Origin of the sequence: Microbacterium hydrothermale (genome assembly GCF_004854025.1) — a bacterium.
Taxonomy (GTDB): domain Bacteria; phylum Actinomycetota; class Actinomycetes; order Actinomycetales; family Microbacteriaceae; genus Microbacterium; species Microbacterium hydrothermale.
Genome location: NZ_STGM01000001.1, coordinates 276,655 through 302,757 on the forward strand (window position 1 = coordinate 276,655; position 26,103 = coordinate 302,757).

The following is a 26,103-nucleotide window of genomic DNA, read 5'->3' on the forward strand; positions in this document are numbered from 1 at the left end:
AGGCCTGCGGCGACGGATGCCGGCGATTCACGCGATCAGTCGAGCACCTTCTTCCAGACGCCCTCGTACGAGATCGGCGCGAAGCCGATGCGTTCGTTGATCGAGAGCATCGGGCGGTTCTCTTCGGCGTTGTACGTCATCACGCGCGGAGACTCCGGGGCGACGTCGTGCCACGCGAGCAGACCCGCGCACTTGACGAGCATGCCGAGCCGATGACCGCGGTGAGCGGCGACGACGAGGGTGTCCTCCTGGCTCGTCGCGGCGGTGCGGTCCTTGCCGATGACCAGTTCGTTGAAGGCCGCGAGCTCGCCGCTGTCGACGTGCTGGGCCGCGGTGACGAGCATGTGGCGTCCCGCGTCGGTGTATCCCGCTTCGTAGCGGCGCACGCGCGCGGCATCCCACACCTCCTCGTCGAACTCCAGATCGGCCGACGGCGCGTCGGTGACCATGCGCGACTTCATCCACGCGAACGAGTCGACGAATTCGTCGGGGGTCGGCAGCGTCCACTGCACCACGCGGTAGCCGGCTGCAGCGGTCTCCGCCTCGGCCAGCAACGACTCGAGGTGCGGACGCGATCCGTCGAGCTCGAGCCGGCTCACCCGCACGATCTGTTCGAGGGTGCACCCGGATGCCGTGAGGAAGCGCGCGGCGTGATCCTCGGGGATCGAGCCGAACCCCGTGGGGGCCGCGAGTCGCGGTCCGTCGGCGGCGGGATGCTCCGCCCAGGCCTGCAGGACCGTGCGTCCCTCGGCGCGGGCGATGCGCTCGATCTCGGCGAACGCGGCGCGGCCGATGCCGTGGCCCCACGCGGAGCGTCGCAATTCGATGAGCCAGAAGCCGGTGCGCGCCCCGTCCTCCTGGGGGAGGTCGAGGCCGACGCGCCCCACGACGTCGCCGTGGAACACGACGATCCACGAGAACCGCTTCATTTCGGGTTTCGGTTGGTACAGCGGGAGCAGTTCGTCGGCCGGCATCGAGGAGTCTTCGTGGCCCGAGATCTCGGCGTAGATGAGGTTGCGCAGACGCACCATCTCGCGGAAGTCCGCGGCATCGGGCGCGTCGAGCGAAGAGGGGATGTGGAGGGGGCGCAGCTCGAGGCCGGCGGGGAGGGAGGTCATGAGAATGCTTTCGTGTCGGAGGGGATGGCGGTGGGGCCGACGTCGCGGACGTTCGACCCCACCTCTCAGAACGGCGGGCGGCTGAAGGCCGCGGCGCTCTGCCAGGCCCGCTCGCGCTTGTCGCGCTCGGCCTGGATCTTCTGCGCGCGATACGCGCTGACCGCCTGGTGGTCGAGGGCGCGAGCGCGATCGGCGTGCCGGGTCAGCAGCCAGAGGCCGAGACGCAGGGACAGCCGGTCGAACAAACCCAGCGGGCGGTAGGCGGTCGTGTCGAAGGTGACCGAGGTCGGTGTCGGTGTGGTGGTGGTGGTGGTGGGCGCGGCCGAAGTGTGCTGCGGCGCGCGCGCGAACAACGCGTTCATGCGGAGGCTCCGTGAGAAGAAGACGAGGAAGCGACGCGCCGGACGGGCGCGTGGCGGGACCGTGAACGGTCCGGGCGAGCAGAGGGCTCGCGGGAAGCGGAGACGGAGGGCGTCTCGACGCGACGGGATTACCCGAGACGGGAGGGCATGCCGACGGCGGAGGTCACTTCGGAGACGGGTGCGGAGAGCACGGGGACGGCGGCGAAGCCGTGGGCGGTGAAGCCGGTCGTGTTGCGAATCATGGAAGGAACCTCCTTTCGACGTCGGTTGCGACCCCCGACGCTAGCGAACGTATTCAGCGAATGTCAAGCTGTCTTCCAGAAATGACGGTCTGTCGGGCGCGTCTGCGCGGTCGGATCGGCCCGGTTCCGCGGAATTCCGGGGCTGTTCGGATAGCGTGGAGCGCCGGGCCGATCGAGGGAGGGTGACGTGCATCTCAAGAGCGTCACGCTCAAGGGCTTCAAGTCGTTCGCGCAGGCGACGACCTTCGCGCTCGAACCCGGCGTCACCTGCATCGTGGGCCCCAACGGCTCGGGCAAATCCAACGTCGTCGACGCGCTCGCCTGGGTGATGGGGGAGCAGGGCGCGAAAACCCTCCGCGGCGGAAAGATGGAGGACGTCATCTTCGCCGGCACCTCGACGCGCGGCCCCCTCGGCCGCGCCGAGGTGCAGCTGACGATCGACAACGCCGACGGCGCTCTGCCGATCGACTACAGCGAGGTCACGATCAGCCGCACGCTGTTCCGCACCGGCGCGAGCGAGTACGCGATCAACGGCCAGACCTGCCGCCTGCTCGACGTGCAGGAGCTGCTCAGCGACTCCGGCCTGGGCCGCGAGATGCACGTCATCATCGGCCAGGGGCGTCTCGACACCGTCCTGCAGGCGACCGCAGAAGACCGACGCGGCTTCATCGAGGAGGCCGCCGGCATCCTCAAGCACCGTCGGCGCAAAGAGAAGACCGCGCGCAAGCTCGAGGCGATGGAGACGAACCTCACGCGCCTGAGCGATCTGGCGGGAGAGTTGCGCCGCCAACTCAAGCCCCTCGGCAAACAGGCCGAGATCGCGCGCGAGGCGGCGACGATCGCGGCCGTGGTGCGCGACGCGAAGGCGCGTCTCTACGCCGACGACCTCGTGCGGCTGCGGACGCAGCTGGCCGACGCGGCGCGCGCGGAGAGCGAGCGTCACACCGAGCGACTGGGGCTGCAGGAGCAGTCCGACGGTCTGCGTCAGCGGGTCGAGCGCCTCGAGAACGACCAGCGCTCCGAGGCGGTCGACCGCGCGCGCAGCGTCGCCTTCGCCCTCGAGCAGGTGCAGGAACGCCTCCGCGGGCTCTACACGCTCGCCGGGCAACGCCTCACCCTTCTCGCCGACGACGACGACGGAGTGGGTTCCGGCTTCGCTCCGACCGTCTCGCAGCGCACCATCGACGACGTGCGCGCCGAGATCGAGGACATCGCGGCCGGTCTCGGCGACGCGCAGGATGCCGCCGCCGACGCGGGTCGTGCCGTCGCGCGCGCCCGGGCCGACCTCGACGCCCTCGACGTCGACATCGCCGCCCAGAGCGCCCTCGTGTCGGAGCATGACCTCAAGATCCAGTCGCTGCGCGGCACGGCCGCGGCGGCGAACTCGGCCCTCGCGGCCGTGCAGGGCGGTCTCGACCGGCAGCAGCGCGCACTGGACGCCGCGCTCGTCCGGCGCGCGGAGGCGGAGCGGGCTCGGGCCGAGCTCGACCCCGACGTGGTCCCCGAGGCGTCGACGGCCGAGCACGCGGCGGCGTACGAGCGGGCGCAGCGTGACGCGAACGAGGTGGAGACCTCGGTGGCAGGACTTCGCGAGCGCTTGCACGCCGCCGAACGCGAGCGCGACGCGCTGTCGGCCCAGACCACGGCCCTCGGCCGTGCCCTCGATGTGCGCAACGCCGCCGCCGACCTCGTCGCCGCGGGTGCCCCGGGCGTGCGCGGCCTCGTCGCCGACGACGTCAAGGTGACCGCGGGATACGAGACCGCGATTGCTGCGGCCCTCGGCTCCCTCGCGGAGGGGCTGCTCGTCGACGCCCCCGACGACGCGATCGCCGCCGCGCGCACGGCCGCGACCTCCGACCTCGGACGCGTCGAGATCGCGATCGCGGGCGTCTCGTCGGACACGCACCCGCCGGAGCTGGACGCGACCCCCGCGGTCGAGGTGGTCACCGCGTCGCCCGGGGTGGTCGGCATCCTGAGTCGGACCGTCATCGTCGACGATCTCGACGCCGCCGCCGCGCTGCGCGACCGCCTCGCCGCGGACGTCACCGTGGTCACGCGCGCCGGCGAGATGCTCACCGCCCACACGCTGCGCGCCGGATCCGACTCGGGGCGGTCGCGACTCGAACTCGCCGCCGAACGCGACGCCGCCGCCGAGCGGCTGGCCGAGATCATCGTGGTCGCCGACTCGCTGCGGGAAGCCCTCGGCGACGCGCAGCGCACGCTGTCGGATGCGCGTCAACGCACCAAAGAGACCCTGTCGACCCTCCGCGCTCACGACGCCGCCCTGGCGAGCCACGCCGAGAAGGTCAACCGGGTGACCGTCCGCCACGAGGCTGCGGTTGCGGAGTGCGAGCGCCTCGCGGCCGGTGTCGCCCAGGCGGAGACGGCCGTGACCGAGGCGGAGGCCGCCGCGCGGCGGGCCGACGAGGCACTGACCCGCGCGCTGGAGGCGCCCCGACCCCTGCTCGACGCCTCGGCGCGGGAGCCGCTCGCCGCGGAGGTCGAGGCCGCGCGCGAGACCGAGATGCGCGCGCGCCTGGACATCGAAACGCTCAAGGAGCGGGTCCGCGCCGGTGAGGCGCGCATCGTGCAGCTCGAGCAGCAGCGCGAGCGCGAACGCGCGGCCGCCGAGGAGGCGGCGCGTCGCGCCGTCATCCGCCGCGCGCAACGCGAGATCGCCGCGGAGGTCGCCGGAGCGCTGCCGGCCCTGCTCGACTCCGTGGACCGTTCCGTCAGTCAGGCGCGCGTCGAGCTCGCGGCCGCCGAGACCGCGCGCGCCGCCGTGACCGAGGAGCTCACACGCGCCCGGAGCGAGGAAGCCGCCGTGCGCGAGCGGCTCGCGCGGCTCACGGAGAGCGTCCACGGGCTCGAGCTGCAGATGCACGAGAAGAAGCTGCACGTCACGAGCCTGCTGGACCGCGTACGCTCCGAGCTCGCGCTCGACGAAGACATTCTCGTTTCGGAATACGGCCCCGACCAGCTCGTTCCGCGAGAAGATGGCGCGGATCCGGTCGCCTTCGACCGCCCCGGGCAGAAGCGCCGCCTGCAGGAGGCGGAGCGCAAACTCGGCCGGCTCGGCCGGGTGAACCCGCTCGCCCTCGAGGAGTTCGCCGCCCTCGAGCAGCGCCACGCCTTCTTGACGGAACAGCTCTCCGACCTCCAGCAGACCCGCGCCGACCTGCAGACGATCATCGCCGACCTCGACGAGAGGATGCAGACGATCTTCGTCGCCGCCTTCGAGGACACCCGCGCGGCCTTCACCGAGATCTTCCCGATCCTCTTCCCGGGCGGGTCGGGCAGCATCTCGCTCACCGAACCGGACTCTCCGCTGACGACGGGGATCGAGGTCGCCGTGCGACCCGTCGGCAAGAAGATCGAGCGCCTCTCGCTGCTCTCGGGCGGAGAGCGGTCGCTGGCCGCGGTGGCGTTCCTCACATCGATCTTCACGGCGCGACCGAGCCCGTTCTACATCCTCGACGAGGTCGAGGCGGCGCTCGACGACGCGAACCTCGGCCGCCTGCTCGGCGTCTTCGAGAAACTCCGCGCGAGCAGCCAGCTCATCGTGATCACGCACCAGAAGCGCACGATGGAGATCGCCGACGCCCTCTACGGCGTCTCGATGCGGCAGGACGGCGTGTCGGCCGTCGTCGGGCAGCGGGTCGGCGACCGCGCCGCCGCCCGGGGCGAGGCCGCCCCCGTAAGCTGAAGCAATGGCTGAGAACTCCTGGTCGCTGGGCCGCGCGCTGCGCGGGTTGTTCGTCAAACCCACCATCGACGAGACGACCTGGGACGACCTCGAGACCGCGCTGCTCACGGCCGACTTCGGCCCCGACGTCACCGAGCGTCTGATCGACGAGCTGCGCGAGAAGGTCGAGCGCTACCGCACCACCGACCCGCGCGACCTCCAGCGCATGCTGCGCGAGACGCTCGAGGAGCACTTCGCGAAGTTCGACACGACCCTGCGCCTCACCGAGCGTCCCGCCGTCGTCCTCGTCGTGGGCGTGAACGGCGTCGGAAAGACCACGACGATCGGCAAGTTCGCGAAGTTCCTGCAGCGCTACGGCCGGTCCGTCGTCGTGGGCGCCGCCGACACCTTCCGCGCCGCCGCGGTCGACCAGCTGGCGACCTGGGCCGAACGCGGGGGAGCCACGATCGTCCGTCCGCAGCACGAGGGCCAGGACCCGGCATCCGTCGCGTTCCAGACCGTCGCGCACGCCAAGGAGACCGCGACGGAGATCGTGCTGATCGACACCGCCGGCCGCCTGCACACCAAGGGCGGCCTGATGGACGAGCTCGGCAAGATCAAGCGCGTGGTCGAGAAGCAGGCGCCGATCAGCGAGGTGCTGCTCGTCCTCGACGCCACGACCGGCCAGAACGGGTTGATGCAGGCGCAGGCCTTCCTCGACAGTGCGGGGGTCACCGGCCTCGTGCTGACCAAGCTCGACGGCTCGGCCAAGGGCGGCTTCGTGCTGGCGGTGCAGGAGCGCACCGGCATCCCGGTGAAGCTGCTGGGGCAGGGCGAGGGCATCGGCGATCTCACCGGATTCACCCCGCACGTCTTCGCCGCGTCGCTGGTCGACTGAGCGCATAGCGCACCGCGGGCCCGTGGCGGGTCTGCTTCCCGAAGGCCGCGGGTGATGCTTACATGGGACTCATGGCGATCGAGCACGATTTCTTCGGACTCCTCGAGTCGGGCCCCGACGGGTCGATCTTCTGGAGCGAGAACGTCGAGTTCGGCGACCAGAGCGTCACCGTCGACCTGACCGCACCCGACCAGGACGACGTCTCGGTCGAGGCGCTCGACGTGGCGGCATCCCTCATCTCCTCGCTCGAGGCGATCGACCTGGCCGCGCGCAACGCGATGGTCAACGAGCTCGACTCGCGCACGAGCGAGGTGACCGAGTACATCCTGCAGCAGCAGGCGACCCTGGGCGAAGAGCTCGACGACCTGCTCGTCGACGCCTCGGGCGACACCCACATCGACGTCATCAAGGCGCTGCAGCTGATGAGCATGACCATCCTCGCCGACGAGCACGGGGGCGCCGACCCGTTCGCGGTGCTCGAGTACGCGCTCGACCCCGATGCGACCGACGACGTGCTGCTGGTCAACCTCGCCTCGGACGGGCGGGTGCAGTCGGTCACCAGCGCCGACTGAGTCGTGCAGACCTTCCTGCCGTACCCGTCGTTCGTCGCGTCGGCGCAGGCATTGGATGCCAAGCGCCTGGGCAAGCAGCGGGTGGAGACGTTCCAACTGCTCAGGGCCCTGACCGTCCCCGACCACGGGTGGCGGCACCACCCCGCGGCGAAGATGTGGGACGGTCACCTGCCCGCGCTCGTCTCGTACGGTCTCGTGATCACCGACGAGTGGATCGCGCAGGGCCATGCTGACACGCTGCGCGAGAAGATCCTGGCGTTCGCTCCCGAGGTCGACGGCCTCGCGCAGGAAGACCTCGATCTTCCGCCGTGGATCGGCGACGAGGCGTTCCACCTCGCGCACCGCTCCAACCTCGTGCGCAAGGATCCGGAGTTCTACGCCGCGCGGTTCGGCGCGGTCCCGGACGACCTGCCCTACGTCTGGCCGGTCTGAGGCCTCTCAGGCCCCGTGGAACACCGGGATCACCAAGTAGATCCCGTACACGACCGCCGCGGCGACCCCCGCTAAGCACACTCCTCCGGCGAGCGTCGCGGCGAGGGGACGAGGGTGCTCGCGGTGCTCCACCACGGCCCGGGGGCCCTCGGGGTCCTCGCCGGGCGGAACCCGCACATCGGGCGCACCGACGGCGAGGAGACGGATGCCGAGAGCGTACAGACCCACGATGATCAGGGTCGCCGACAGTCCGACGACGAAGACGAGCGCGATCGAGCCCCCCTCGGTGTCGAGCCAGGAGCCGGCGGCGGCGGTGCGGACGAGGGGCATCATGCGCGTTCTCCTTCGGGCTGACGGGCGCCGGGGCGACCGACGTGGTCGGCATCCAGGGAATCGTCGTTGACGGTGTCGGCGGAGACGGGCTTGCGCCGCGCGAGGACGAACAGGCCGACGCACACGGCGAGTCCGAGGACGAGGACGATCACCAGCCCGACGAGCCCGCCGCTCGCGGCCCAGGCCGCGAGCCCGCCCGCGATGGCCGCGGCGGGGAGGGTGACCACCCACCCGAACGCGATCCGCGTCACGACGTTCCAGTGCACCGAGGCGAGACGCTTGCCGAGACCCGAGCCGATGACGGCGCCCGAGGTGACCTGGGTGGTCGAGAGGGGGAAGCCCAACGTCGACGAGATGAGGATCGTCGAGGCGGCGCTCGTCTCGGCGGCGAAGCCCTGCGGCGGTTTCACGTCGGTGATGCGCTTGCCCACCGTCCGCATGATCCGCCATCCGCCGAGGTAGGTGCCCAGGGCGATCGCGAGTCCGGCCGAGAGGATGACCCACAGCTGCGGGCCCGTGCCGGCCTCTTGGAAACCGGCGACGATCAGGGTCAAGGTGATGACGCCCATCGTCTTCTGCGCGTCGTTGGTGCCGTGCGCGAGGGACACCAGCGACGCCGACACGGTCTGCCCGTGCCGGAACGCGGTGGAGGAGCCGGCCACGGTGGCCATCTTCGTCACCCGGTAGACGACGAAGGTCGCGGCCAGGGCGATGAGTCCGGCGATGAACGGGGACAGCAGCGCGGGCAGGACGATCTTCGACAGCACGCCGCCCCATTCGACCGCCTGCACGCCCACCCCGATGACGGCGGCTCCGATCAGTCCGCCGAAGAGCGCGTGCGTCGAGCTCGAGGGCAGTCCGAGCCACCACGTGAGGAGGTTCCAGACGACGGCGCCCATGAGACCGGCGAAGATCATCGGCACGGTGATCGAGGGCAGTCCCCGGTCGTCCTGAGCGAGGATCCCCTCGGACACGGTCTTGGCGACAGCCGTCGACAGGAACGCGCCGACGAGGTTGAGGATCGCGGAGATGAGCACCGCGACCTTCGGCTTCAGCGCTCCGGTCGCGACCGACGTCGCCATGGCGTTCGCGGTGTCGTGGAAGCCGTTCGTGAAGTCGAAGAAGATCGAGAGTGCGACGACGAGGAGGACAGGGACGAGGACGGTGAGTTCCACCGCAGCTCCGTTCGCGAGGTGGTGCCGGGTCGCGGGTCGGTTGGCCCGGCGACACGGTAGACCTCGGAGGTGACGCGACGGTGCCCTTCCACCGCGGGGGCGGACGGGTCTACTCTGCGCCTCGCCCGGTCAGACCGCCTGCGCGAAACCGGCGGCGGCGGCGGCGATGTCCTTCGCGAGGTGCGCCAGGTGCGGCGGGATCTCGCGGCCCTTCGACATCATCGACTGCGCCCACAGGCGACCCGCGCGGTACGACGAGCGCACCAGCGGACCCGCGAGCACCCCGAGGAAGCCGATGCGCTCCGCCTCTTCTTTGAACTCGACGAACTCGGCGGGCTTGACCCAGCGCTGCACGGGGAGGTGCCGCGGGGTGGGCCGCAGGTACTGCGTGATCGTGATGATGTCGGTGCCCGCGTCGTGCAGATCGCGCAGCGCCTGCACGACCTCCTCGGGCTCCTCTCCCATCCCGAGGATGAGGTTCGACTTCGTGATGAGGCCGGCGTCGCGGGCCGCGCTCAGCACGCCGAGCGAGCGCTCGTAGCGGAACGCCGGGCGGATGCGCTTGAAGATGCGCGGTACCGTCTCGACGTTGTGGGCGAAGACCTCGGGGCGCGACGAGAAGACCTCGTCGAGGTGCGCGGGGTTGCCGGAGAAGTCGGTGGCGAGGATCTCCACGCCGGTGCCGGGGTTCTCGGCGTGGATGCGCCGCACGGTCTCGGCGTGAAGCCACGCTCCCTCGTCGGGCAGGTCGTCGCGCGCGACACCCGTGACCGTGGCGTAGCGCAGCTGCATCCGGGTGACGCTCTCCGCGACGCGCCGGGGCTCGTCGCGGTCGTAGTCGGCGGGCTTGCCGGTGTCGATCTGGCAGAAGTCGCATCGGCGCGTGCACTGCGACCCGCCGATGAGGAAGGTCGCCTCTCGGTCCTCCCAGCACTCGAAGATGTTCGGGCAGCCGGCCTCCTGGCAGACCGTGTGCAGCTCCTCGGTCTTCACCAGGTTCTGCAGGGCGGTGTACTCCGGCCCCATGCGCGCCTTCGTCTTGATCCACTCGGGCTTGCGTTCGATGGGGGTCTCGGCATTGCGCACCTCGAGGCGCAGCAGCTTGCGCCCGTTGGGGGCGGTGGATGCCGCGGGGCCCGTGCCGCATGCGCTCACGCGGCGACCGCCGCGTACTCGGCGCGGAACACGCGCTCGATCGACCCGACGATGTCGCGGGGGGTGACGTCGGCGCCGACGATCTCGCTGACGGTGGTCACCCCGGCATCCGAGATGCCGCACGGCACGATGTGGCGGAATCCCGCGAGGGTGTTGTCGCAGTTGACGGCGAAGCCGTGCATGGTCACTCCTTTTTCGACGCGGACTCCGATCGCCGCGACCTTGTCGACACCGAGGGGGCGTCGGACCCAGACTCCGCTGCGGCCCTCGACGCGGAAGCCGTCGACGCCGTGCGCCGACAGGGCGTCGATGAGCAGTCCCTCCAGGCGCCGGACGTGGGCCACCACGTCGATGGGCTCGGGAAGGCGCACGATCGGATAACCGACCAGCTGTCCCGGACCGTGCCAGGTGATCTTGCCGCCGCGATCGACGTCGATCACGGGTGTGCCGTCATCGGGCCGCTCGTGCGCCTCGGTGCGTTTGCCGGCCGTGTAGACGGCCTCGTGCTCCAGCAGAAGCAGGGTGTCGCCGCGCTCGCGCGCCACGACGTCGGCGTGCACGCGGCGCTGGTGGGCCCAGCCGTCGAGGTAGGGCACGTAGTGCGGGGCGAGGCCCGCGTGCTGGATGTCGATCATCGACAGCTCCCGCCTTGTTGGATTGCGTCCAAGAATACATGGCGCCGTGCGATCTAGGCTGAGGGCGTGACCTCCGAGCCTCGCAGCGGCCGCCCGCGCGCCTCCTCGCGCGAGGTGCTGTCGGAAGCCGCCACCGAGCTGTTCCTCGAGCAGGGCTACGACGCCACCAGCGTGTCGGACATCACCCGACGCGCCGGAGTGAGCCGGTCGAGCTTCTTCAACTACTTCTCCGCCAAGAGCGACGTGCTCTGGGCGGGTTTCGACCAGCAGGCGGATGCCGGGATCGCGCTGCTGCGCGAGGGGCTCCCGGTTGCCGAGGCGCTGACGGCGATCGGCCGTGGCCTCGCCCCCGACGCGTTGGCCCTCGCGATCACCCACGCGGACGCGATGGGCATCGCCGCCGAACTCGACCGTGACCGCGCCGTGCGGCAGTTCCGGCTGCAGCGCGAGATCGCCTCGCGGCTCGCGCACGACGGGATGCCGGAGCTCGCCGCTCAGGTGCGCGGGGGTGCGCTTTCGGCTGCCGTCCTGGCCGCCGTCTGGGCGTGGGCGGACCGCACGGCATCGGGGCGCCCGCTCGTCGAGCTGCTCGAAACCGCGATCGCCCTGACGTGAACGGGGGCCGGCGCCGCGGCATCCGCGATTCGGGAGACCCTGAGGTCGCGCCACCAGGCCCGTCCCCGGCGAGGGCGGCGAATGCGCCCCGGCCCGCGTAAACTCGACTCATCATGGCGACTTTCGGCACCCTCTCCGACCGGCTCACAGAGACCTTCCGCAACCTCCGGAAGAAGGGCCAGCTCACGCCCGCCGACGTCGACGGGACGGTGCGCGAGATCCGTCGTGCCCTCCTCGACGCCGACGTGGCCCTGCCCGTCGTCAAGGAGTTCACCGCCGCCGTCCGCGAACGCGCGCTCGGCGACGAGGTCAACCGCGCGCTGAACCCGGCGCAGCAGGTCGTGCAGATCGTCAACGACGAGCTCATCGGCATCCTCGGCGGGCAGCAGCGCCGCCTGCAGTTCGCCAAGAACCCGCCGACGGTCATCATGCTCGCCGGCCTCCAGGGCTCGGGAAAGACCACCTTCGCCGGCAAGCTCGCGAAGATGCTCGAGAAGGACGGCCACACCCCGCTCCTCGTCGCGTGCGACCTGCAGCGCCCCAACGCCGTCAACCAGCTCCAGGTCGTCGCCGAGCGCGCCGGGGCCGCGATCTACGCGCCCGAGCCGGGCAACGGCGTCGGCGACCCGGTGACGGTCGCGCGCGACGGTGTCGCGTACGCCACGCGCCAGCAGCACGACATCGTCATCATCGACACCGCCGGTCGCCTCGGCGTCGACGCCGAGCTGATGAAGCAGGCCGCCGACATCCGAAAGGCGACCCAACCCGACGAGGTGCTCTTCGTCATCGACGCCATGATCGGCCAGGATGCCGTCAACACGGCGAAGGCGTTCCAGGACGGCGTCGACTTCACCGGTGTCGTGCTGTCGAAGCTCGACGGCGACGCCCGCGGCGGCGCCGCGCTGTCGGTCGCCTCGGTCACCGGTCGCCCCATCATCTTCGCGTCGACCGGTGAGGGACTCGACGACGTCGAGCCGTTCCACCCCGACCGCATGGCATCCCGCATCCTCGACCTCGGTGACATCCTCACCCTCATCGAGCAGGCGCAGCAGGCCTTCGACGAAGCCGAGGCGATGAAGGTCGCCGAGAAGCTCGCGACGGAGACCTTCACGCTCGAGGACTTCCTCGAGCAGATGCAGCAGATGAAGAAGATGGGCTCCATGAAGAAGATGCTCGGGATGCTCCCGGGCATGGGGAACATGAAGCAGCAGCTCGAGGACTTCGACGAGCGCGAGATCGACCGCACCGAGGCCATCATCCGCTCGATGACGCTGGCCGAGCGTCGCAACCCCAAAATCCTCAACGGCTCGCGCCGCCTGCGCATCGCGCGCGGTTCGGGCATGACCGTCACCGACGTCAACCAGCTCGTGCAGCGCTTCGACCAGGCCGCCAAGATGATGAAGACCGTCGCGCGCGGGGGGGTGCCCAACATCCCCGGCATGGGTCCCGTCGGCGGCAAGCCCGGCGCGTCGAGCAAGCGCGGCAAGCAGCAGAAGGCGAAGGGGTCGCGCTCCGGCAACCCGGCCAAGCGCGCCGCCGAGAACGCCGGCATCGCGGCATCCGCCCCCGCCACCGGGTCGGGCTTCGGCCTGGGCGGAGCGAAGGCGCCGAGCGAGGCCGACCTCGCCGAGCTGCAGAAGATGCTCGGCCGCGGCTGACCGCCGACGGCGTCCTAGGGCAGGACGTCGGCGTCCTGCAGGGCCGACATGACGGTCTGCTCGATCGCGCGCTGACCACGGGCGGTGGGATGAACGTCGTCCTCCTGCATCCATTCGGGGTGGCCGCGCAGCGGCTGTCCGACGTCGAGGAACGTTCCGCCCACCGACTCCACGGCGTCACGTAGGGCGTCGGAGGTGACGGCGGTGTCGTCCGGCACCTCGTCCTCGTCGTTCCAGATGGTGCTGAGGCCCACGATGCGCGCATCTGGTGCCGCGTCGTGCAGCTCGGTCACGGTGTCGGAGGTGTCGGCGCGGATCTCGTCGGCATCCTCCCAGAAGTCGTTGCTCGAGGACTCGACGATCAGCAGCTGCGGCTGAAGGGCGGCGACCGCCGGTACGAAACCGGCGTAGGTCGTGCCGCAATCGCCCTGCACGACGAAACCCATGCCGGGGCACGCGAGGTTGGTCATCGAAACCGTGCCGCGACCGGCCAGGAGCACCGGCCACGCCTCGGCGGGGTCGAGGCCGAAGCCCGACATGAGCGAATCGCCGAGGGCGACGGTGCGCACGGGCGCGGGCGCCGACGCCGCGGCACCCGTGATCGTCGCGGTCGGGTGCGGTGTCGGCAGCTCGGCGGCGCCGAACGACGGCGCGGGTGCGGCGTCGACCGGTTCGGCCGCGCAGCCCGCGAGAAGCGTCACCGCTCCCGTGCACAGGGCCAGCAGCGAGATCGCCCATGCGCGGCGTCCGGAGGTCATGACGTGATCCTAGGAGGACGCGCCTATGAGCGAGCGCGGAGGTCTCCCTCTAGACGCGCAGGGCGGCGAGGTGCTCGCGCAGTGTCGGGCCGCCGCGGAACTCGCGGATGAGGTGGTGGACGACCTCGCGGAGGTCTCCGTCGGCCGCCTCGGCGACGGCGATCTGCCGCGCCGAACTGCCGCCGGTGGCGAGGATCGTCTCGAGGCTCGCGAATTCGCGCGCGCACTTGAGCTCGAGCGCGACGTCGGCGAGCTCCTCCATCGTCTCGCGCAGGTGCTCCACGACCGGTCGCTGCGTGCCCTCCCGGTCGACGATCACCCGCGCGTCCAACCCGTAGCGGGCGGCGCGCCACTTGTTCTCGCGCGCGTACCAGGGCGGGATGCCGGGTAGTTCGCGTCCCTCGTCGAGGAGGCGCGAGAAGTGCTCCACGAGGGTCTGCGCCAGGGCGGCGACCGCCGCGAGTTCGGGCAGCGTCGACATACCGTCGCACGCGCGGATCTCGACCGTGCCCCACTTGGGCGCCGGACGGATGTCCCAGCGCACCTCGCTGGCATCCGCCATGACTCCCGTGCGCACCATGTCGTCGAGGTAGCCCTCGAAGTCGTCCCACGTCTGCAGCTGCCAGGGGAGGCCCGCGGTCGGCAGCTGCTGGAAGACCAGCGCGCGGTTGGAGGCGTAGCCCGTGCGCTCCCCGGCCCAGAAGGGGCTGGATGCCGAGAGCGCCTGCAGGTGGGGGAGGAAGACGGTCAGGGCGTTGACGATCGGGATGACCTTGTCGACGTCGTCGACGCCGATGTGCACGTGGATGCCCCAGATCATCATGTTGCGTCCCCACCACTGCGTGCGCTCGATGAGGGTGTGGTACCGCGTCTTGTCGGTGACCTGCTGGTCGAACCACTGCGCGAACGGGTGGCTGCCCGCGCACAGCAGCTCGACGCCGCGGGGCTCCGTCTCTTCGCGGAGGGCGCAGATGGCGTCGCCGATGTCGTCGACCGCCTCGGCGACGGTGTGACCGACCCCGCTGGTCACCTCGACGGTGTTGGTGAGAAGTTCCCCGGTGACCGTGAACCGCTCGAGGGCCGACTTCTCCTCGAGCTCGTCGAGGATCTCGGGAGCGCGGGGGACGAGGTCGCCGGTCTCGCGGTCGGCGAGCATGAGCTCCCACTCCAGACCCACGGACGAACGCGTCGATGCAGCGAACGGCAGCCTCATGCGGTCAGTCTGACACGGGGTCCCGACCCGCGGATCGTCCGCTACCCTCCGTGTCGCGGCGTGTCGCCTGTCACCGCGGGGTCCGAGCGTCTGGCAGAATAGAGGGCTGGACCCGCTACTCGACCCTCTATCCAGTATCGGTCCACCCTTTTGAGCTTCCGCCGGGTGTGCACCCCACTCTCCAGGCGTTCGGTTCGTTCGTTTTCATCATTTGGAGTCATCGTGGCTGTCAAGATCCGTCTCAAGCGCCTCGGAAAGATCCGCGCGCCCTACTACCGCATCGTCGTCGCCGACTCGCGCACCAAGCGCGACGGTCGCGTCATCGAGGAGATCGGCAAGTACCACCCGACCGAGGAGCCCTCGTTCATCGAGGTCGACTCGGAGCGCGCGCAGTACTGGCTGTCGGTCGGCGCCCAGCCCACCGAGCAGGTCGCCGCCATCCTCAAGCTCACGGGCGACTGGGGCAAGTTCAAGGGCGACAAGGACGCGAAGTCCACCGTCAAGGTCCGCGAAGAGAAGGCCGCCTACGAGGCCGACTCGTCGAAGAAGTCGGTCATCAAGCCGAAGGCCGAGAAGAAGGCCGACGCTCCCGCCGAGGCGCCCGCTGAGGACGCCGCCGAGACCTCGGCCGAGTAATCCCCGTGCTTTCCGCCGCGCTCGAACACGTCGTCAAGGGGATCGTCGATCACCCGGATGCCGTGACCATCCGTTCCAGCTCCTCGCCCCGCGGCGACGTGCTGGAGGTTCGCGTGCACCCCGATGACCGGGGCCGCGTGATCGGGCGCGGCGGACGCACCGCCAAAGCACTGCGCACGGTGGTGTCGGCTCTGGCCGACGGCCGCCGTGTGCGCGTCGACGTCGCCGACGACTGATGGCGACCGGCGACACCGCGGGCGCTCAGCCCGCCAAGACCCAGCTCCGCGTCGGGCGTCTCGTCAAGGCGCACGGGCTCAAGGGAGCCTTCAAGCTCGAGCTCTACACCGACGACCCCGACGGGCGCTTCACGCCCGGGAGCACCTTCACCCTGCAGGTTCCGGAATCCTCGCCGTGGCACGGCCGCGAGCTGACGGTCCGCGAGTTCCGCTGGATGAACTCCCACCCGGTGGCGTTCTTCGAGGGCGTCGACGACCGCACGGCCGCCGAAGAGCTCGTGAAGGCGATCCTCTGGATCGACCAGGACACCGACGACGCGCCCGCCGAAGACGACGCGTGGTACGACCACCAGCTCGTCGGCCTCGACGTCGTGCGCGAAGGCGCGGTCATCGGCCGTGTCACGCGGGTCGACCACTTCCCGGCGCAGGATCTGCTCATCGTCACCCCGACGGGCGACGACCGCGAGGTGCTCGTGCCGTTCGTCAGCGCGATCGTGCCCGAGGTCGACATCGCCGGGGGCCGCGTCGTCGTGACGCCGCCCGCGGGCCTGTTCGAAGAGCTGCCGCCCGAGGCCGACGACGAACCCGCCCCGACCGAGGTCGAGACGCCGCAGGACGACGCGGCCACTGACGCCGCCGCCGACCGCGAGGACTGACGTGCGCATCGACGTCGTGTCGATCTTCCCGACCATCTTCGACGCGCTCGAGGTCTCGCTGCTCGGAAAGGCCCGGCAGACCGGCCTTCTCGACGTGCGCGTGCACGACCTGCGCGAATTCACGCATGACCGCCACCGCACGGTCGACGACACGCCCTACGGGGGCGGCGCCGGAATGGTGATGAAGCCGGAGCCCTGGGGCGAGGCGCTCGACGCGATCGTCGGCGACGCCGACCCGCGGCCCGTCATCGTCTTCCCCTCGCCCGCGGGGGAGCGCTTCACGCAGTCGATCGCCCGCGAGCTCTCCGCGGCCCCGCATCTCGTGTTCGGCTGCGGTCGCTACGAGGGCATCGACGAGCGCGTCTTCGACTACGCCGCGGAGCACGGCGACGTGCGCCTGCTCTCGCTCGGCGACTACGTGCTCAACGGCGGGGAGGTCGCCGTGATGGCGATGGTCGAGGCGATCGGCCGCCTCGTCCCGGGCGTCGTCGGCAACCCCGAGAGCCTCGTCGAGGAGTCCCACGAGGACGGCCTGCTCGAGTACCCCTCGTATACCAAGCCCTCGGTCTGGCGCGATCGCGAGGTCCCGCCGGTGCTGCTCAGCGGCAACCACGGCGCCGTCGCGTCCTGGCGACGCGAGCAGCAGCTCGAGCGCACGCGCGCACGCCGCCCCGACCTCCTCGCCGACTGAGTCCGCTCGGTACGGCGGTCTGGGGCCGGCCCTCCGGTGGCACGGGGCCCGCGAATCCGGGGCGTTCCCGGACGGAGCGTCGCCGCCGCGCGGCCGGAGACGACGGATGCCGCGACCTCGAGGCCGCGGCATCCGGATCCCGGCGTCAGTCGACGCCGAGGAACGAACGGTCGGTGAGGACGATCGGGCCGTCTGCGGTGATCGCCACCGTGTGCTCGGAGTGCGCCCCGCGCGAGCCGTCGGCGCTGCGGAGGGTCCAGCCGTCGGGGTCGGTGACGAGCTCGTCGGTGGTCTGCAGGAACCACGGCTCGAGGGCGACCACCAGGCCCGCGCGCAGCGGGTAGCCGCGTCCGGCCTTGCCGTCGTTGGCGACGTGCGGGTCGCCGTGCATGGTGCGACCCACGCCGTGTCCGCCGAAGTCGGTGTTGATGCTCAGCCCCTCCGCGCGCGCGATGGCGGCGACGGCGGCCGAGATGTCGCCGATCTTGTGCCCGACCGTCGCGGCGTCGATCGCGGCCGCGAGGGCGCGCTCGGTGGTGTCGATGAGGGCCAGGTCTTCGTCGCGGGGCGTTCCGACGACGAAGGAGACGGCGGAATCGGCGACCCAGCCGTCGACGGAGGCTGCGAAGTCGAGCGAGACGAGGTCACCGTCGCGCAGCGCGTAGTCGTGGGGGAGTCCGTGCAGGACGGCGTCGTTGATCGAGGTGCACAGCACCTTGCCGAAGGGGCTCGCCCCGAAGGAGGGGTGGTAGTCGATGTAGCACGACTCGGCCCCGGCCGCGCGGATCATGTCGTGCGCGCGACGGTCGAGGTGCAGGAGGTTCGTGCCCACCTTCGTCTCGTCGCGCAGCGTGGCGAGAACCTCCGCCACGAAGCGGCCCGCGGGGCGCATCGCGTCGATCTCGGCCGGCGTACGCAGTTCGATCATGGTGGTTCCCTTTCGTCGAACTCCCATTCTCTCCGATCGATGTCGACGCGCACGCGGATGCGAATGCGGATGCAGACGGGCCCGCGCCATCGAATCCTCAAAGGCGCCGCACATGCTCGCCGCCTAGCATCGGCTCATGGTGCTGCGTCGACTGTTCTTCCGCTGGTTGTTCCCGGCCGCCTTCGTGTTGCCGCTGTGGCTGTTCGTGGGCTGGATCGTGTTCTCCGGCGGCAGCGGCTGGGCCCTGCTCTGGCTGTTCGTCGCCGTCCCCGCGGTGTTCGTGTCGCAGCTCCTGTTGACGCTGCTCATCCGTGCGCGGGCGAGCGTCCGCGAGAGCCGGGCGGTGTCGTGGCGCGATCTGGGCGGCCTCGGCCTCTGGCATGTCGTGATCATCGCACTCGGGCTCTTCGACTCGCGCGTGTTCTTCCCCCTGCTCGTGCTGTCGGTCGTCGGCGCTCTCGTGCTCTTCTGGTCGTCGCTCGCGCAGGTGTGGAACGAGGCGCGCGGTGCGGTGACGGTGCTGCACGCCACGGACGGCACCGCGTACATCCCGCCGGCCCCGGAGCGCCCCCAGCCCCGCGTCGAGGGCGACGTGATCGTGGTGTCGGAGACGCGTCGGCCGGACTGAGCCCGGTGGAGCGGCGGCGTCGGACGCGACGTTTTGGTGGCCGCGCCCGGACATGGCACAATAACCCTTTGTGCCCTGACCGGCTCTGCCTCAGGGGAGTCCGCCGCATCCCGCGGCCCCGGGCACGCCTCACCTTTTCCCCTTTTATCGTGCGATCGACCTGTGGCGGTCGCAGGAAGTGACGATCATGCAGATCCTCGACTCCGTCGACGCGGCTTCGCTGCGCTCCGACATCCCCGCCTTCGGCCCCGGCGACACCGTCAAGGTGCACGTCAACATCACCGAAGGAAACCGCTCGCGTATCCAGGTGTTCCAGGGCGTCGTCATCGGCCGCTCGGGCGACGGCGTGCGCGAGACCTTCTGCGTCCGCAAGGTCAGCTTCCAGGTCGGCGTCGAGCGCACCTTCCCGGTCCACAGCCCCGTGATCGACCACATCGAGGTCGTCACGCGCGGTGACGTGCGTCGCGCCAAGCTGTACTACCTGCGCAACCTGCGCGGCAAGAAGGCCAAGATCAAGGAGAAGCGCGACCGCTGAGTCGACTCTCTTCGAACGCCCCGTGGATTTCACCACGGGGCGTTCGGCGTTTTCGCGGCGACGTGGTCACGGGCCGGCGGCCGGGTGTGCGACCCTTGTTGCTGCGGTTCTCCGGCGTGCGGGGACCCGGTGAAGGAAACATGAGCGACCAGACCGCCTCGACCCCGGATGCCACCTCCTCGGCATCCCGTTCCACCGTCCGCCGTCGGGGCTGGGGCGCGTTCCTGCGCGACCTGCTGGTGATCGTCGTGATCGCGCTGCTGGTGTCGTTCCTGGTCAAGACCTTCGTCGTGCGCTCGTTCTACATCCCGTCGGCGTCGATGGAGAACACGCTGATGATCAAGGACCGCATCCTCGTCGACGAGCTCACCCCGCGGTTCGGGGAGTACTCCCGCGGCGACGTCGTGGTCTTCCGCGATCCGGGCGGATGGCTCGACAACACGCCGACCCCGCAGCGGTCGCCCGTCGTCGAGGGGGTCGATTGGGTGCTCTCGCTGTTCGGCCTCTCCGCGCCCGACAGCGACGACCACCTCATCAAGCGCGTGATCGGCACGGCCGGCGACCACGTGGTGTGCTGCAACGCCCTGGGGCAGACGACCGTCAACGGCGTCCCCCTCGATGAGAGCTACGTGCGCCTCGCGCCGGGAGCGACGGCCCCGGAACCCGTCCCGTACGACGTGACCGTGCCCGAGGGGTCGCTGTGGGTCCTGGGTGACAACCGCAACTCCTCGCGCGACTCGCGCTTCAACCAGGCGCAGCCGGGGCAGGGCTTCGTCCCCGTGGACAACGTCGTCGGACGTGCCTTCCTCATCACCTGGCCGTTCGACCGCTTCGGCCTCATCGACTTCCACCACGAGGTGTTCGCGGGGGTGCCCGCGCCGGGGGCGCCGTGATCGAGCCCACCCTGACTCTCGAGCGGCGGCTGCTCAAGGAGCACTCCCTCGTCATCGCCTGCGACGAGGTCGGACGCGGCGCCCTCGCCGGCCCCGTCGCCGTGGGGGCGGTCGTGCTCGACGCGGCGCGCTCGCGCAAGCGGGTCCCGGTGGGGCTGCGCGACTCGAAGCTCGTGCCCGAGGCGCGTCGCCCCGAACTCGCCGCGCGGGCGGCGGCCTTCGTGCAGCACAGTGCCGTGGGCTGGGCCAGTTCGGTCGAGATCGACGAGATCGGCATCATCCGGGCGCTGGGTCTCGCCGCCGTCCGGGCGATCGCCGACCTCCGCGCGCACGGCGTCGTCGCCGAGGACGCCCTCGTCATCCTGGACGGCAACCACGACTACATCACCCCGGCGGGCGAGCCGCACCTGACGGTGACGCCCATCGTCAAGGCCGACCGCGACTGCGCGAGCGCGGCGGCGGCATCCGTCATCGCGAAGGTCGCGCGCGACACCCTGATGACGGGACTGCACGACGATCTGCCCGCCTACGGCTGGGCGCGCAACAAGGGCTACGCGAGCCTCGATCATCGCTCGGCGATCACGGAGCACGGGATGACCGTGCACCACCGGCACTCGTGGGCGATCGCCGCGGCCCCGACGCTGTTCTGACCTCCCCGCACGGCGGACGCGCCCGGGGGAGGGCCCGTGCGGCCCGCTCCGCGTCACCCGCCTAGGATGGGAGGACCATGGATGACGACGTCTTCGAGGACTACGACCGCGAACTCGAACTGGCCCTGTACCGCGAGTACCGCGATGTCGTGCGCCAATTCACCTACGTGATCGAGACCGAGCGTCGGTTCTACCTCGCGAACGATGTGAACGTCGTGCGCCGCGACACCGAGCACGACTTCTACTTCGAGATCTCGATGACCGACGTGTGGGTGTGGGACATCTATCGCGCCGACCGCTTCGTGAAGTCGGTGCGGGTGCTGACGTTCAAGGACGTCAACGTCGAAGAGCTCTCGCGCCACGACTTCCAGCTGCCCGACGAGCTCTCGCTCGACAACTGACGACTCCTCCCCACCCCTCGTCCTCGTCGTTTCGTCCACGGATGAGCGGATCCGTCCCCGCGCGCGGATGAGCAGGATGCCACGCTCTCGGGCATGGCAGCGAAAGATGAGCTCGGCAGAGCCGGAGAAGACCGCGCCGTCGCGTATCTGATCGACGACGGCTACCGCATCCTCGCGCGCAACTGGCGATGCCCCCAGGGCGAGATCGACATCGTCGCGGAGCGCGCGGACAGCCTCGTCGTGGTCGAGGTGAAGACGCGGCGGAGCGAGGACTACGGTCATCCCTTCGAGGCCGTGGACCGACGCAAGGCGGAGCGTCTGTGGCGCCTGTCGATGGCCTGGATCGCGCAGCATCCGGAGCACGCGCGGGGCAGGCGACTCCGGGTCGACGTGATCGGCTTGGTGGGCGACGACCCCGCCGCGGCGCGTCTCGAACATCTCGAGGACGCCCTGTGACCGTCGCGCGGACGTGGGCCGTCGCCCTGACGGGGCTGCGCGGCGATCTCGTCGAAGTGGAGGCCGACGTCTCGTCGCAGACGCCGGAGTTCGCGATCATCGGTCTCGCCGACAAGGCCCTGGGCGAGGCGGGCCGGCGCGTGCGCAACGCCTGCGCGAACCGCGGACTCGATCTCCCCAAGCGACGCATCACCGTGAACCTCTCGCCCGCGAGCCTGCCCAAGCGCGGGTCGGGGTTCGACGTGGCGATCGCCGTCGCCGCCCTCGCCACGTCGGTGCGGATGGATGCCACGAGCGTCGCGCAGACGGTCCACATCGGCGAACTGGGTCTCGACGGCCGCCTGCGTCCCGTCGCGGGGGTGCTGCCCGCCGTCGTCGCCGCCCGTGCGGCAGGGCTCCGCCGGGTGGTCGTCCCCGCGGCGAACGCGGCCGAGGCGGCCCTGGTCGAGGGCGTCGAGGCGCGGGCCGCCACCTGCCTCGCCGACGTCGTCCGGTGGCACGGAGGGAGCAGCGACGCTCCGGACCTGACGGCCGTCGCCCTCCCCGAGGCCCCTGAGCCGTCGGACGCCGCGCTCGACCTGGCCGACGTCGTGGGCCAGCGGGAGGCCGTCGACGCCCTCGTCGTGGCGGCGGCCGGCGGACACCACATCCTCATGAGCGGGCCGCCGGGGGCGGGCAAGACGATGCTCGCGCGGCGGTTGCCGGGCATCCTGCCCCCGCTCGACGACGAGGCGGCGCTGTCGGTGGCCTCGGTGCGCTCTCTTGCGGGGGAGTCGGTGACGCGGCTCTCGCGGACACCCCCGTTCGAGAACCCGCACCACGGCGCGACGGCGGCCGCGCTCATCGGGGGCGGCTCGGGAATCATCCGTCCCGGAGCCATCGCGCGGGCGAGCGAAGGGGTGCTGTTCCTCGACGAAGGCGGCGAGTTCCCGGCCAGCGTGCTCGACGCCCTGCGCCAGCCTCTCGAGAACGGGGTGATTCAGGTCCACCGGTCGGGCGTGACCGCGACGTATCCGGCGCGGTTCCAGCTCGTGGTCGCGACCAACCCGTGTCCGTGCGGTCAATACGGCGTGCCGGGCGGGAGGTGCGAGTGCGCGCCCCAGGCGATTCGTCGTTACACCCGTCGACTGTCGGGGCCCCTTCTCGATCGCATCGACATCGACCTGCGGCTCCAGCGCGTGTCGTCCGCGCGACGAGACGACGCCGCGCTCGCGATGACGTCGACGCAGGCCCGGGCGGTGGTCGCCGAAGCTCGTGCGCGGGCGGCGCGACGCTGGAACGAGACGCCGTGGCGGCGCAACGCGGACGTCCCGGGCACGTGGCTGCGCGGGCCGGCCGCCCCGGGTGGCGACGTGCTCGCGCCCCTCGACTCCGCCCTGCGGCGCGGTGCCCTCACGCTGCGGGGCTACGACCGTCTGCTGCGCGTCGCGTGGACCGTCGCCGACATCGCCGGGCACGACCGACTCGACCGAGCCGACATCGGTCGAGCGCTCTACCTGCGACGGGGGGCGAACGCCGCATGACGACCCTCGACCTGTCGGAGGGCTTCGCCCGCGCCGCGATCGACGGGCTGCGCCCGGGGGAGGATGCCGCGGTGACCGGCGATCCCGTGGAGGCCTACGCCCGCGCCGTGTGGAGCGTCCTCGTCGAACCGGGCGACAGCGAGGCCGGGGTCCTGATCGCGGCGGTCGGTGCGGCGGCCGCGCTGCGCGTGGTGGCGGAGGCGCGGGGCGACGCGCTCGACCGCGCCCGGGAGCGATGGCTGCCGAGGATGCGGGCCTCGGCCGTCGCGTCGGCTCTCGATGCGGCCCGCCGGTGCGGGGCGAGACTCGTCGTGCCGGGCGACGGCGACTGGCCCGTCCGGGTCGACGATCTCGATGCGCACGCCCCGGTCGCGCTCTGGCGGCGCGGAACGGGGGCACCGGCGGCCGCGCCCGCCGTGGCCCTGGTGGGCGCGCGGGCGGCGACCGCGTACGGCGAAGGCGTCGCCGTCGACCTCGCGGCGGATCTCGCGACAGCCGGCGTGGTCGTGGTCTCGGGCGCGGCCTACGGCATCGACGGGGCCTGTCACCGGGGGGCTCTCTCCGCGGGAGGTCGGTCCGTGGCCTTCCTCGCCGGGGGAGTGGATCGACCGTATCCGCGGGGCCACGAGGCACTCCTGGACCGCATCGCGGCGACCGGCGCCGTGTGGAGCGAGACGCCGTGCGGATCGGCGCCCACCAAGTGGCGGTTCCTGGCCCGGAACAGGCTGATCGCGGCTCTCGCCGATGCGGTCGTCGTCATCGAGGCGGGATGGCGCAGCGGCTCGCTCAACACCGCCGGTCACGCGGCGAGCCTCGGGCGGCGGCTCGGTGCGGTTCCGGGGCCCGTCACGAGCGCGGCGTCGGCGGGCTGTCATCGGGTGCTGCGGGAGTTCGACGGCGTATGCGTGACCTCGGCGGCCGACGTCCTCGAGATGCTCGGTGCGGGCGCCCCGACACAGCCCACGGTCGTCGGCGGCGCCACCGACGACACCACGCGACTCTTCGACGCCCTCTCGCCGAGGTCGGCGCGCTCGATCGACGACGTGGCGCGACGGAGCGGCTTGGCACGAGGCCAGGCCGAGATGCTGCTCGGGTTCGCCGAGTTGGAGGGGCGCGCCGTGCGCGACGACGGCGGTGCGTGGCGCTCCGTGGGCCGCGGGCCGGGCTCGGGCCCGGGCTGACGACGGGGAAGGGCGCGAGAGCGCGACGGGCTCGGGCCCGGGCTGACGACGGGGGAGGGCGCGAGAGCGCGACGGGCGATCGGGCTCTCCGCCTCCCCGCGCGTGCTCCGGAGTCCCCGGCGATCGCACGCCACAGTGGACGGGTGCGCACCTCAGCAGCGGTCCGGGCCTACCTGACCCACCTCTCGGATGTCCGGCGCCTGTCCGCCGCCACGGTCCGCGCCTACCGCTCCGACCTCGACGACCTGGTGCGGGCTCTCGACGACCCCGAGATCACCGCCATCGACGTCGAGGGCCTGCGCGAGTGGCAGTGGCGCGCGGCGCAGTCGGGGTTGTCGAAGGCCACGGCGGCGCGTCGTGCATCGACCGTGCGCGGGTTGTTCGCCTGGGCGGGCGAGACCGGCCTCGTGACCGCGGATCCGTCCGCACGGCTCGTCTCGCCCAAGCGAGGCCGCACGCTGCCGGCGGTCGCGACCGAGGACGCCCTGTCCGACGTCCTGTCCGAGGCGGCCGCCCGGGCGCGGGAGGGCGACCCCCTCGCGCTGCGCGACCACGCCCTGCTGGAACTGATCTACGCCTCCGGTGCGCGCGTGTCGGAGATCTGCGGGCTCGACGTCGACGACATCGACCACCAGCGACGGACCCTGCGGCTGCTCGGAAAGGGCGACAAAGAACGTGTGGTCCCGTTCGGGCTCCCCGCCGAACACGCCCTTCAGGCCTACTTGGTGAGGGGCCGCCCCGCCCTGAGGGCCCGGGCGGTGGAGTCCGATCCCGAACGCGCGGAGAGCGCCGCCGAGCGCATCGGCTCCTCCCGTGGTCGGGGCGGCGCTGCATCCCCGGGAGGAGGCGCGTCCCCGTCGTCGCGGCCGCGAGGATCCGCGCGCGCCGTCTTTCTCGGCGCGAAGGGGGCACGTCTCAATCCCCGCGCGGTGCACGCCCTGGTCTCGCGGACCGTGGGACCCCGACTGGGCACGGAGGCGCTGGGTCCCCACGCCCTCCGACACTCCGCCGCCACGCACCTGCTCGATGGCGGGGCGGACCTCCGCGCCGTCCAGGAGATCCTCGGTCACGCGAGCCTGGGCACCACGCAGATCTACACCCACGTCTCAGCGGAGCGGTTGCGCGAGGCCTACCGTCTCGCCCACCCCCGCGCGTGACGCTGGCGTGCACGCCGGGGCACCCCGTACCGTGAAGGGGTGACGACCCGTCGATTCGCCCTCGCCGGGGCCGGTGCCCTCCTCGCCGTCCTGGTCGTCACTTCCTGCGCGGCGCAGCCGCAGCCCGTGGAGACGCGCCTCCCTCCCGGCTACGGGGCCTCCAGCGCCCCGTCTGCGGCATCCGTCCCCTCTCCCTCCGTCGTGACGACATCGCCGGCACCGGACGCGCAGCCCACTCCCGCTCCGATCGTCACCGTTTCCGCGGCTCCGTCCTCCCCGGGCGACGAGGCGGGTGCCCTCACGTGCGCCGACGGGGGAAGTCAGAGCATCTCCGGCGCGGAGCAGACGGTCCGCCTCACCGGAACGTGCGGCGAGGTGACGGTGTCGGGTTCGGCCCTCACCGTCGACGCCTCCGGGGCCACGATCGGGACGCTCCGGATCTCCGGCGACCGCGCGCGCGTGACCGCGGCGGGCATCGACGCGCTCGTCGTTCAGGGGAACGACGGATCGGTCGGCTCCGCGGGCGCGATCGGCAGCGTCGACCTGAGCGGGGACCGCACCACCGTGGAGGCGGCGGGAGCGATCGCCACGGTCGCCGTGCGCGGCCAGGACAACGTCGTGCGGGCCGGTGGAGGCGTGGGCTCCTCGACGGTGGAGGGACGCGGGAACACGGTCGGCTGA

General features: G+C 71.4%; 29 protein-coding genes. 20 read left to right on the forward strand and 9 right to left on the reverse strand.

The window, feature by feature from the left end; translation table 11 throughout:
• Window positions 1-35: 35 nt before the first annotated feature.
• The gene (locus FB047_RS01295) at window positions 36-1,118 is read right to left on the reverse strand and encodes a GNAT family N-acetyltransferase (RefSeq protein WP_136585436.1); all 1,083 of its coding nucleotides are present in this window, start codon (window positions 1,116-1,118) and stop codon (window positions 36-38) included.
• Between the two features lie 65 nt (window positions 1,119-1,183).
• Entirely contained in the window at window positions 1,184-1,480 is a 297-nt protein-coding gene (locus tag FB047_RS01300) for a hypothetical protein (RefSeq protein ID WP_136585437.1), read from the reverse strand.
• Between the two features lie 429 nt (window positions 1,481-1,909).
• On the opposite strand from FB047_RS01300, the gene smc reads away from it, so the two are divergent.
• The 4 genes from smc to FB047_RS01320 all read left to right on the forward strand — a co-directional run bounded on the left by smc (window position 1,910) and on the right by FB047_RS01320 (window position 7,309).
• Window positions 1,910-5,428, forward strand: coding sequence for a chromosome segregation protein SMC (gene smc, locus FB047_RS01305; protein WP_136585438.1), 3,519 nt, complete (start codon window positions 1,910-1,912; stop codon window positions 5,426-5,428).
• Window positions 5,429-5,432: 4 nt separating this feature from the next.
• Window positions 5,433-6,305 (forward strand): signal recognition particle-docking protein FtsY, encoded by an 873-nt coding sequence (ftsY, locus tag FB047_RS01310; protein ID WP_136585439.1) that lies wholly within the window; start codon window positions 5,433-5,435, stop codon window positions 6,303-6,305.
• 71 nt (window positions 6,306-6,376) lie between these two features.
• Window positions 6,377-6,877, forward strand: a complete 501-nt coding sequence (locus FB047_RS01315; protein WP_136585843.1) for a DUF2004 domain-containing protein — start codon at window positions 6,377-6,379, stop codon at window positions 6,875-6,877.
• Window positions 6,878-6,880: 3 nt separating this feature from the next.
• Entirely contained in the window at window positions 6,881-7,309 is a 429-nt protein-coding gene (locus FB047_RS01320) for an MSMEG_6728 family protein (protein ID WP_136585440.1), read from the forward strand.
• Between the two features lie 6 nt (window positions 7,310-7,315).
• Here FB047_RS01320 and FB047_RS01325 read toward each other — a convergent pair whose 3' ends face one another.
• The 4 genes from FB047_RS01325 to lipB form a co-directional block, all read right to left on the reverse strand.
• Window positions 7,316-7,642 carry a hypothetical protein gene (locus FB047_RS01325; protein WP_136585441.1) on the reverse strand — a complete coding sequence of 109 codons (327 nt, stop codon included), beginning with the start codon at window positions 7,640-7,642 and terminating at the stop codon, window positions 7,316-7,318.
• Window positions 7,639-8,817, reverse strand: coding sequence for an inorganic phosphate transporter (locus FB047_RS01330; protein WP_136585442.1), 1,179 nt, complete (start codon window positions 8,815-8,817; stop codon window positions 7,639-7,641). The genes FB047_RS01325 and FB047_RS01330 overlap by 4 nt, the downstream gene beginning before the upstream one ends.
• Before the next feature lie 129 nt (window positions 8,818-8,946).
• Window positions 8,947-9,972: a lipoyl synthase gene (gene lipA, locus FB047_RS01335; protein WP_205822564.1), complete on the reverse strand. Its 1,026-nt coding sequence runs from the start codon at window positions 9,970-9,972 to the stop codon at window positions 8,947-8,949.
• Window positions 9,969-10,613 (reverse strand): lipoyl(octanoyl) transferase LipB, encoded by a 645-nt coding sequence (lipB, locus tag FB047_RS01340; RefSeq protein WP_276606264.1) that lies wholly within the window; start codon window positions 10,611-10,613, stop codon window positions 9,969-9,971. Before lipB ends, lipA begins: the two co-directional genes overlap by 4 nt.
• 60 nt (window positions 10,614-10,673) lie before the next feature.
• On the opposite strand from lipB, the gene FB047_RS01345 reads away from it, so the two are divergent.
• Complete coding sequence (locus tag FB047_RS01345; protein WP_136585444.1) at window positions 10,674-11,222, forward strand: TetR/AcrR family transcriptional regulator; 549 nt, start codon at window positions 10,674-10,676, stop codon at window positions 11,220-11,222.
• 113 nt (window positions 11,223-11,335) lie between these two features.
• Window positions 11,336-12,880, forward strand: coding sequence for a signal recognition particle protein (gene ffh / locus FB047_RS01350; protein ID WP_136585445.1), 1,545 nt, complete (start codon window positions 11,336-11,338; stop codon window positions 12,878-12,880).
• Window positions 12,881-12,894: 14 nt separating this feature from the next.
• Here the strand turns inward: ffh and FB047_RS01355 are convergent, their stop codons facing one another.
• Together FB047_RS01355 and FB047_RS01360 are read right to left on the reverse strand one after the other, a co-directional pair.
• On the reverse strand, window positions 12,895-13,638 hold the full coding sequence (locus FB047_RS01355) for an SGNH/GDSL hydrolase family protein (RefSeq protein ID WP_136585446.1): 744 nt from the start codon (window positions 13,636-13,638) through the stop codon (window positions 12,895-12,897).
• Between the two features lie 49 nt (window positions 13,639-13,687).
• Entirely contained in the window at window positions 13,688-14,851 is a 1,164-nt protein-coding gene (locus tag FB047_RS01360) for a glutamate--cysteine ligase (RefSeq protein WP_136585447.1), read from the reverse strand.
• A 222-nt stretch (window positions 14,852-15,073) separates the two neighbouring features.
• Between FB047_RS01360 and rpsP the strand changes: the two genes are divergently transcribed.
• From rpsP to trmD, 4 genes are read left to right on the forward strand one after another with little or no spacing between them, the layout of a single operon-like run.
• On the forward strand, window positions 15,074-15,487 hold the full coding sequence (gene rpsP, locus FB047_RS01365; RefSeq protein WP_136585448.1) for a 30S ribosomal protein S16: 414 nt from the start codon (window positions 15,074-15,076) through the stop codon (window positions 15,485-15,487).
• Window positions 15,488-15,492: 5 nt separating this feature from the next.
• A complete protein-coding gene (locus FB047_RS01370; protein ID WP_056230892.1) occupies window positions 15,493-15,723 on the forward strand; it encodes an RNA-binding protein in 231 nt (76 codons plus the stop codon).
• Complete coding sequence (gene rimM / locus FB047_RS01375) at window positions 15,723-16,379, forward strand: ribosome maturation factor RimM (RefSeq protein ID WP_136585449.1); 657 nt, start codon at window positions 15,723-15,725, stop codon at window positions 16,377-16,379. Before FB047_RS01370 ends, rimM begins: the two co-directional genes overlap by 1 nt.
• A gap of 1 nt (window position 16,380) precedes the next feature.
• On the forward strand, window positions 16,381-17,070 hold the full coding sequence (gene trmD, locus FB047_RS01380) for a tRNA (guanosine(37)-N1)-methyltransferase TrmD (RefSeq protein ID WP_136585450.1): 690 nt from the start codon (window positions 16,381-16,383) through the stop codon (window positions 17,068-17,070).
• Window positions 17,071-17,215: 145 nt separating this feature from the next.
• Here trmD and map read toward each other — a convergent pair whose 3' ends face one another.
• Entirely contained in the window at window positions 17,216-17,998 is a 783-nt protein-coding gene (gene map, locus FB047_RS01385; protein WP_136585451.1) for a type I methionyl aminopeptidase, read from the reverse strand.
• A 136-nt stretch (window positions 17,999-18,134) separates the two neighbouring features.
• On the opposite strand from map, the gene FB047_RS01390 reads away from it, so the two are divergent.
• The 10 genes from FB047_RS01390 (at window position 18,135) to FB047_RS01435 (ending at window position 26,103) form a co-directional block, all read left to right on the forward strand.
• The gene (locus FB047_RS01390; protein ID WP_240752438.1) at window positions 18,135-18,626 is read left to right on the forward strand and encodes an MFS transporter permease; all 492 of its coding nucleotides are present in this window, start codon (window positions 18,135-18,137) and stop codon (window positions 18,624-18,626) included.
• 187 nt (window positions 18,627-18,813) lie between these two features.
• A complete protein-coding gene (gene rplS, locus FB047_RS01395; RefSeq protein ID WP_043363166.1) occupies window positions 18,814-19,161 on the forward strand; it encodes a 50S ribosomal protein L19 in 348 nt (115 codons plus the stop codon).
• Window positions 19,162-19,301: 140 nt separating this feature from the next.
• Complete coding sequence (lepB, locus tag FB047_RS01400; protein WP_136585452.1) at window positions 19,302-20,054, forward strand: signal peptidase I; 753 nt, start codon at window positions 19,302-19,304, stop codon at window positions 20,052-20,054.
• Window positions 20,051-20,704 (forward strand): ribonuclease HII, encoded by a 654-nt coding sequence (locus FB047_RS01405; protein WP_136585453.1) that lies wholly within the window; start codon window positions 20,051-20,053, stop codon window positions 20,702-20,704. The genes lepB and FB047_RS01405 overlap by 4 nt, the downstream gene beginning before the upstream one ends.
• Window positions 20,705-20,781: 77 nt before the next feature.
• Window positions 20,782-21,105 carry a DUF2469 family protein gene (locus tag FB047_RS01410; RefSeq protein ID WP_055836674.1) on the forward strand — a complete coding sequence of 108 codons (324 nt, stop codon included), beginning with the start codon at window positions 20,782-20,784 and terminating at the stop codon, window positions 21,103-21,105.
• 93 nt (window positions 21,106-21,198) lie between these two features.
• Window positions 21,199-21,561, forward strand: a complete 363-nt coding sequence (locus FB047_RS01415) for a YraN family protein (RefSeq protein WP_136585454.1) — start codon at window positions 21,199-21,201, stop codon at window positions 21,559-21,561.
• Entirely contained in the window at window positions 21,558-23,084 is a 1,527-nt protein-coding gene (locus FB047_RS01420) for a YifB family Mg chelatase-like AAA ATPase (RefSeq protein WP_136585455.1), read from the forward strand. The genes FB047_RS01415 and FB047_RS01420 overlap by 4 nt, the downstream gene beginning before the upstream one ends.
• A complete protein-coding gene (dprA, locus tag FB047_RS01425; RefSeq protein ID WP_136585456.1) occupies window positions 23,081-24,265 on the forward strand; it encodes a DNA-processing protein DprA in 1,185 nt (394 codons plus the stop codon). The genes FB047_RS01420 and dprA overlap by 4 nt, the downstream gene beginning before the upstream one ends.
• A 143-nt stretch (window positions 24,266-24,408) precedes the next feature.
• A complete protein-coding gene (locus FB047_RS01430) occupies window positions 24,409-25,422 on the forward strand; it encodes a tyrosine recombinase XerC (RefSeq protein WP_136585457.1) in 1,014 nt (337 codons plus the stop codon).
• A gap of 39 nt (window positions 25,423-25,461) precedes the next feature.
• Window positions 25,462-26,103, forward strand: coding sequence for a DUF3060 domain-containing protein (locus FB047_RS01435; protein ID WP_136585458.1), 642 nt, complete (start codon window positions 25,462-25,464; stop codon window positions 26,101-26,103).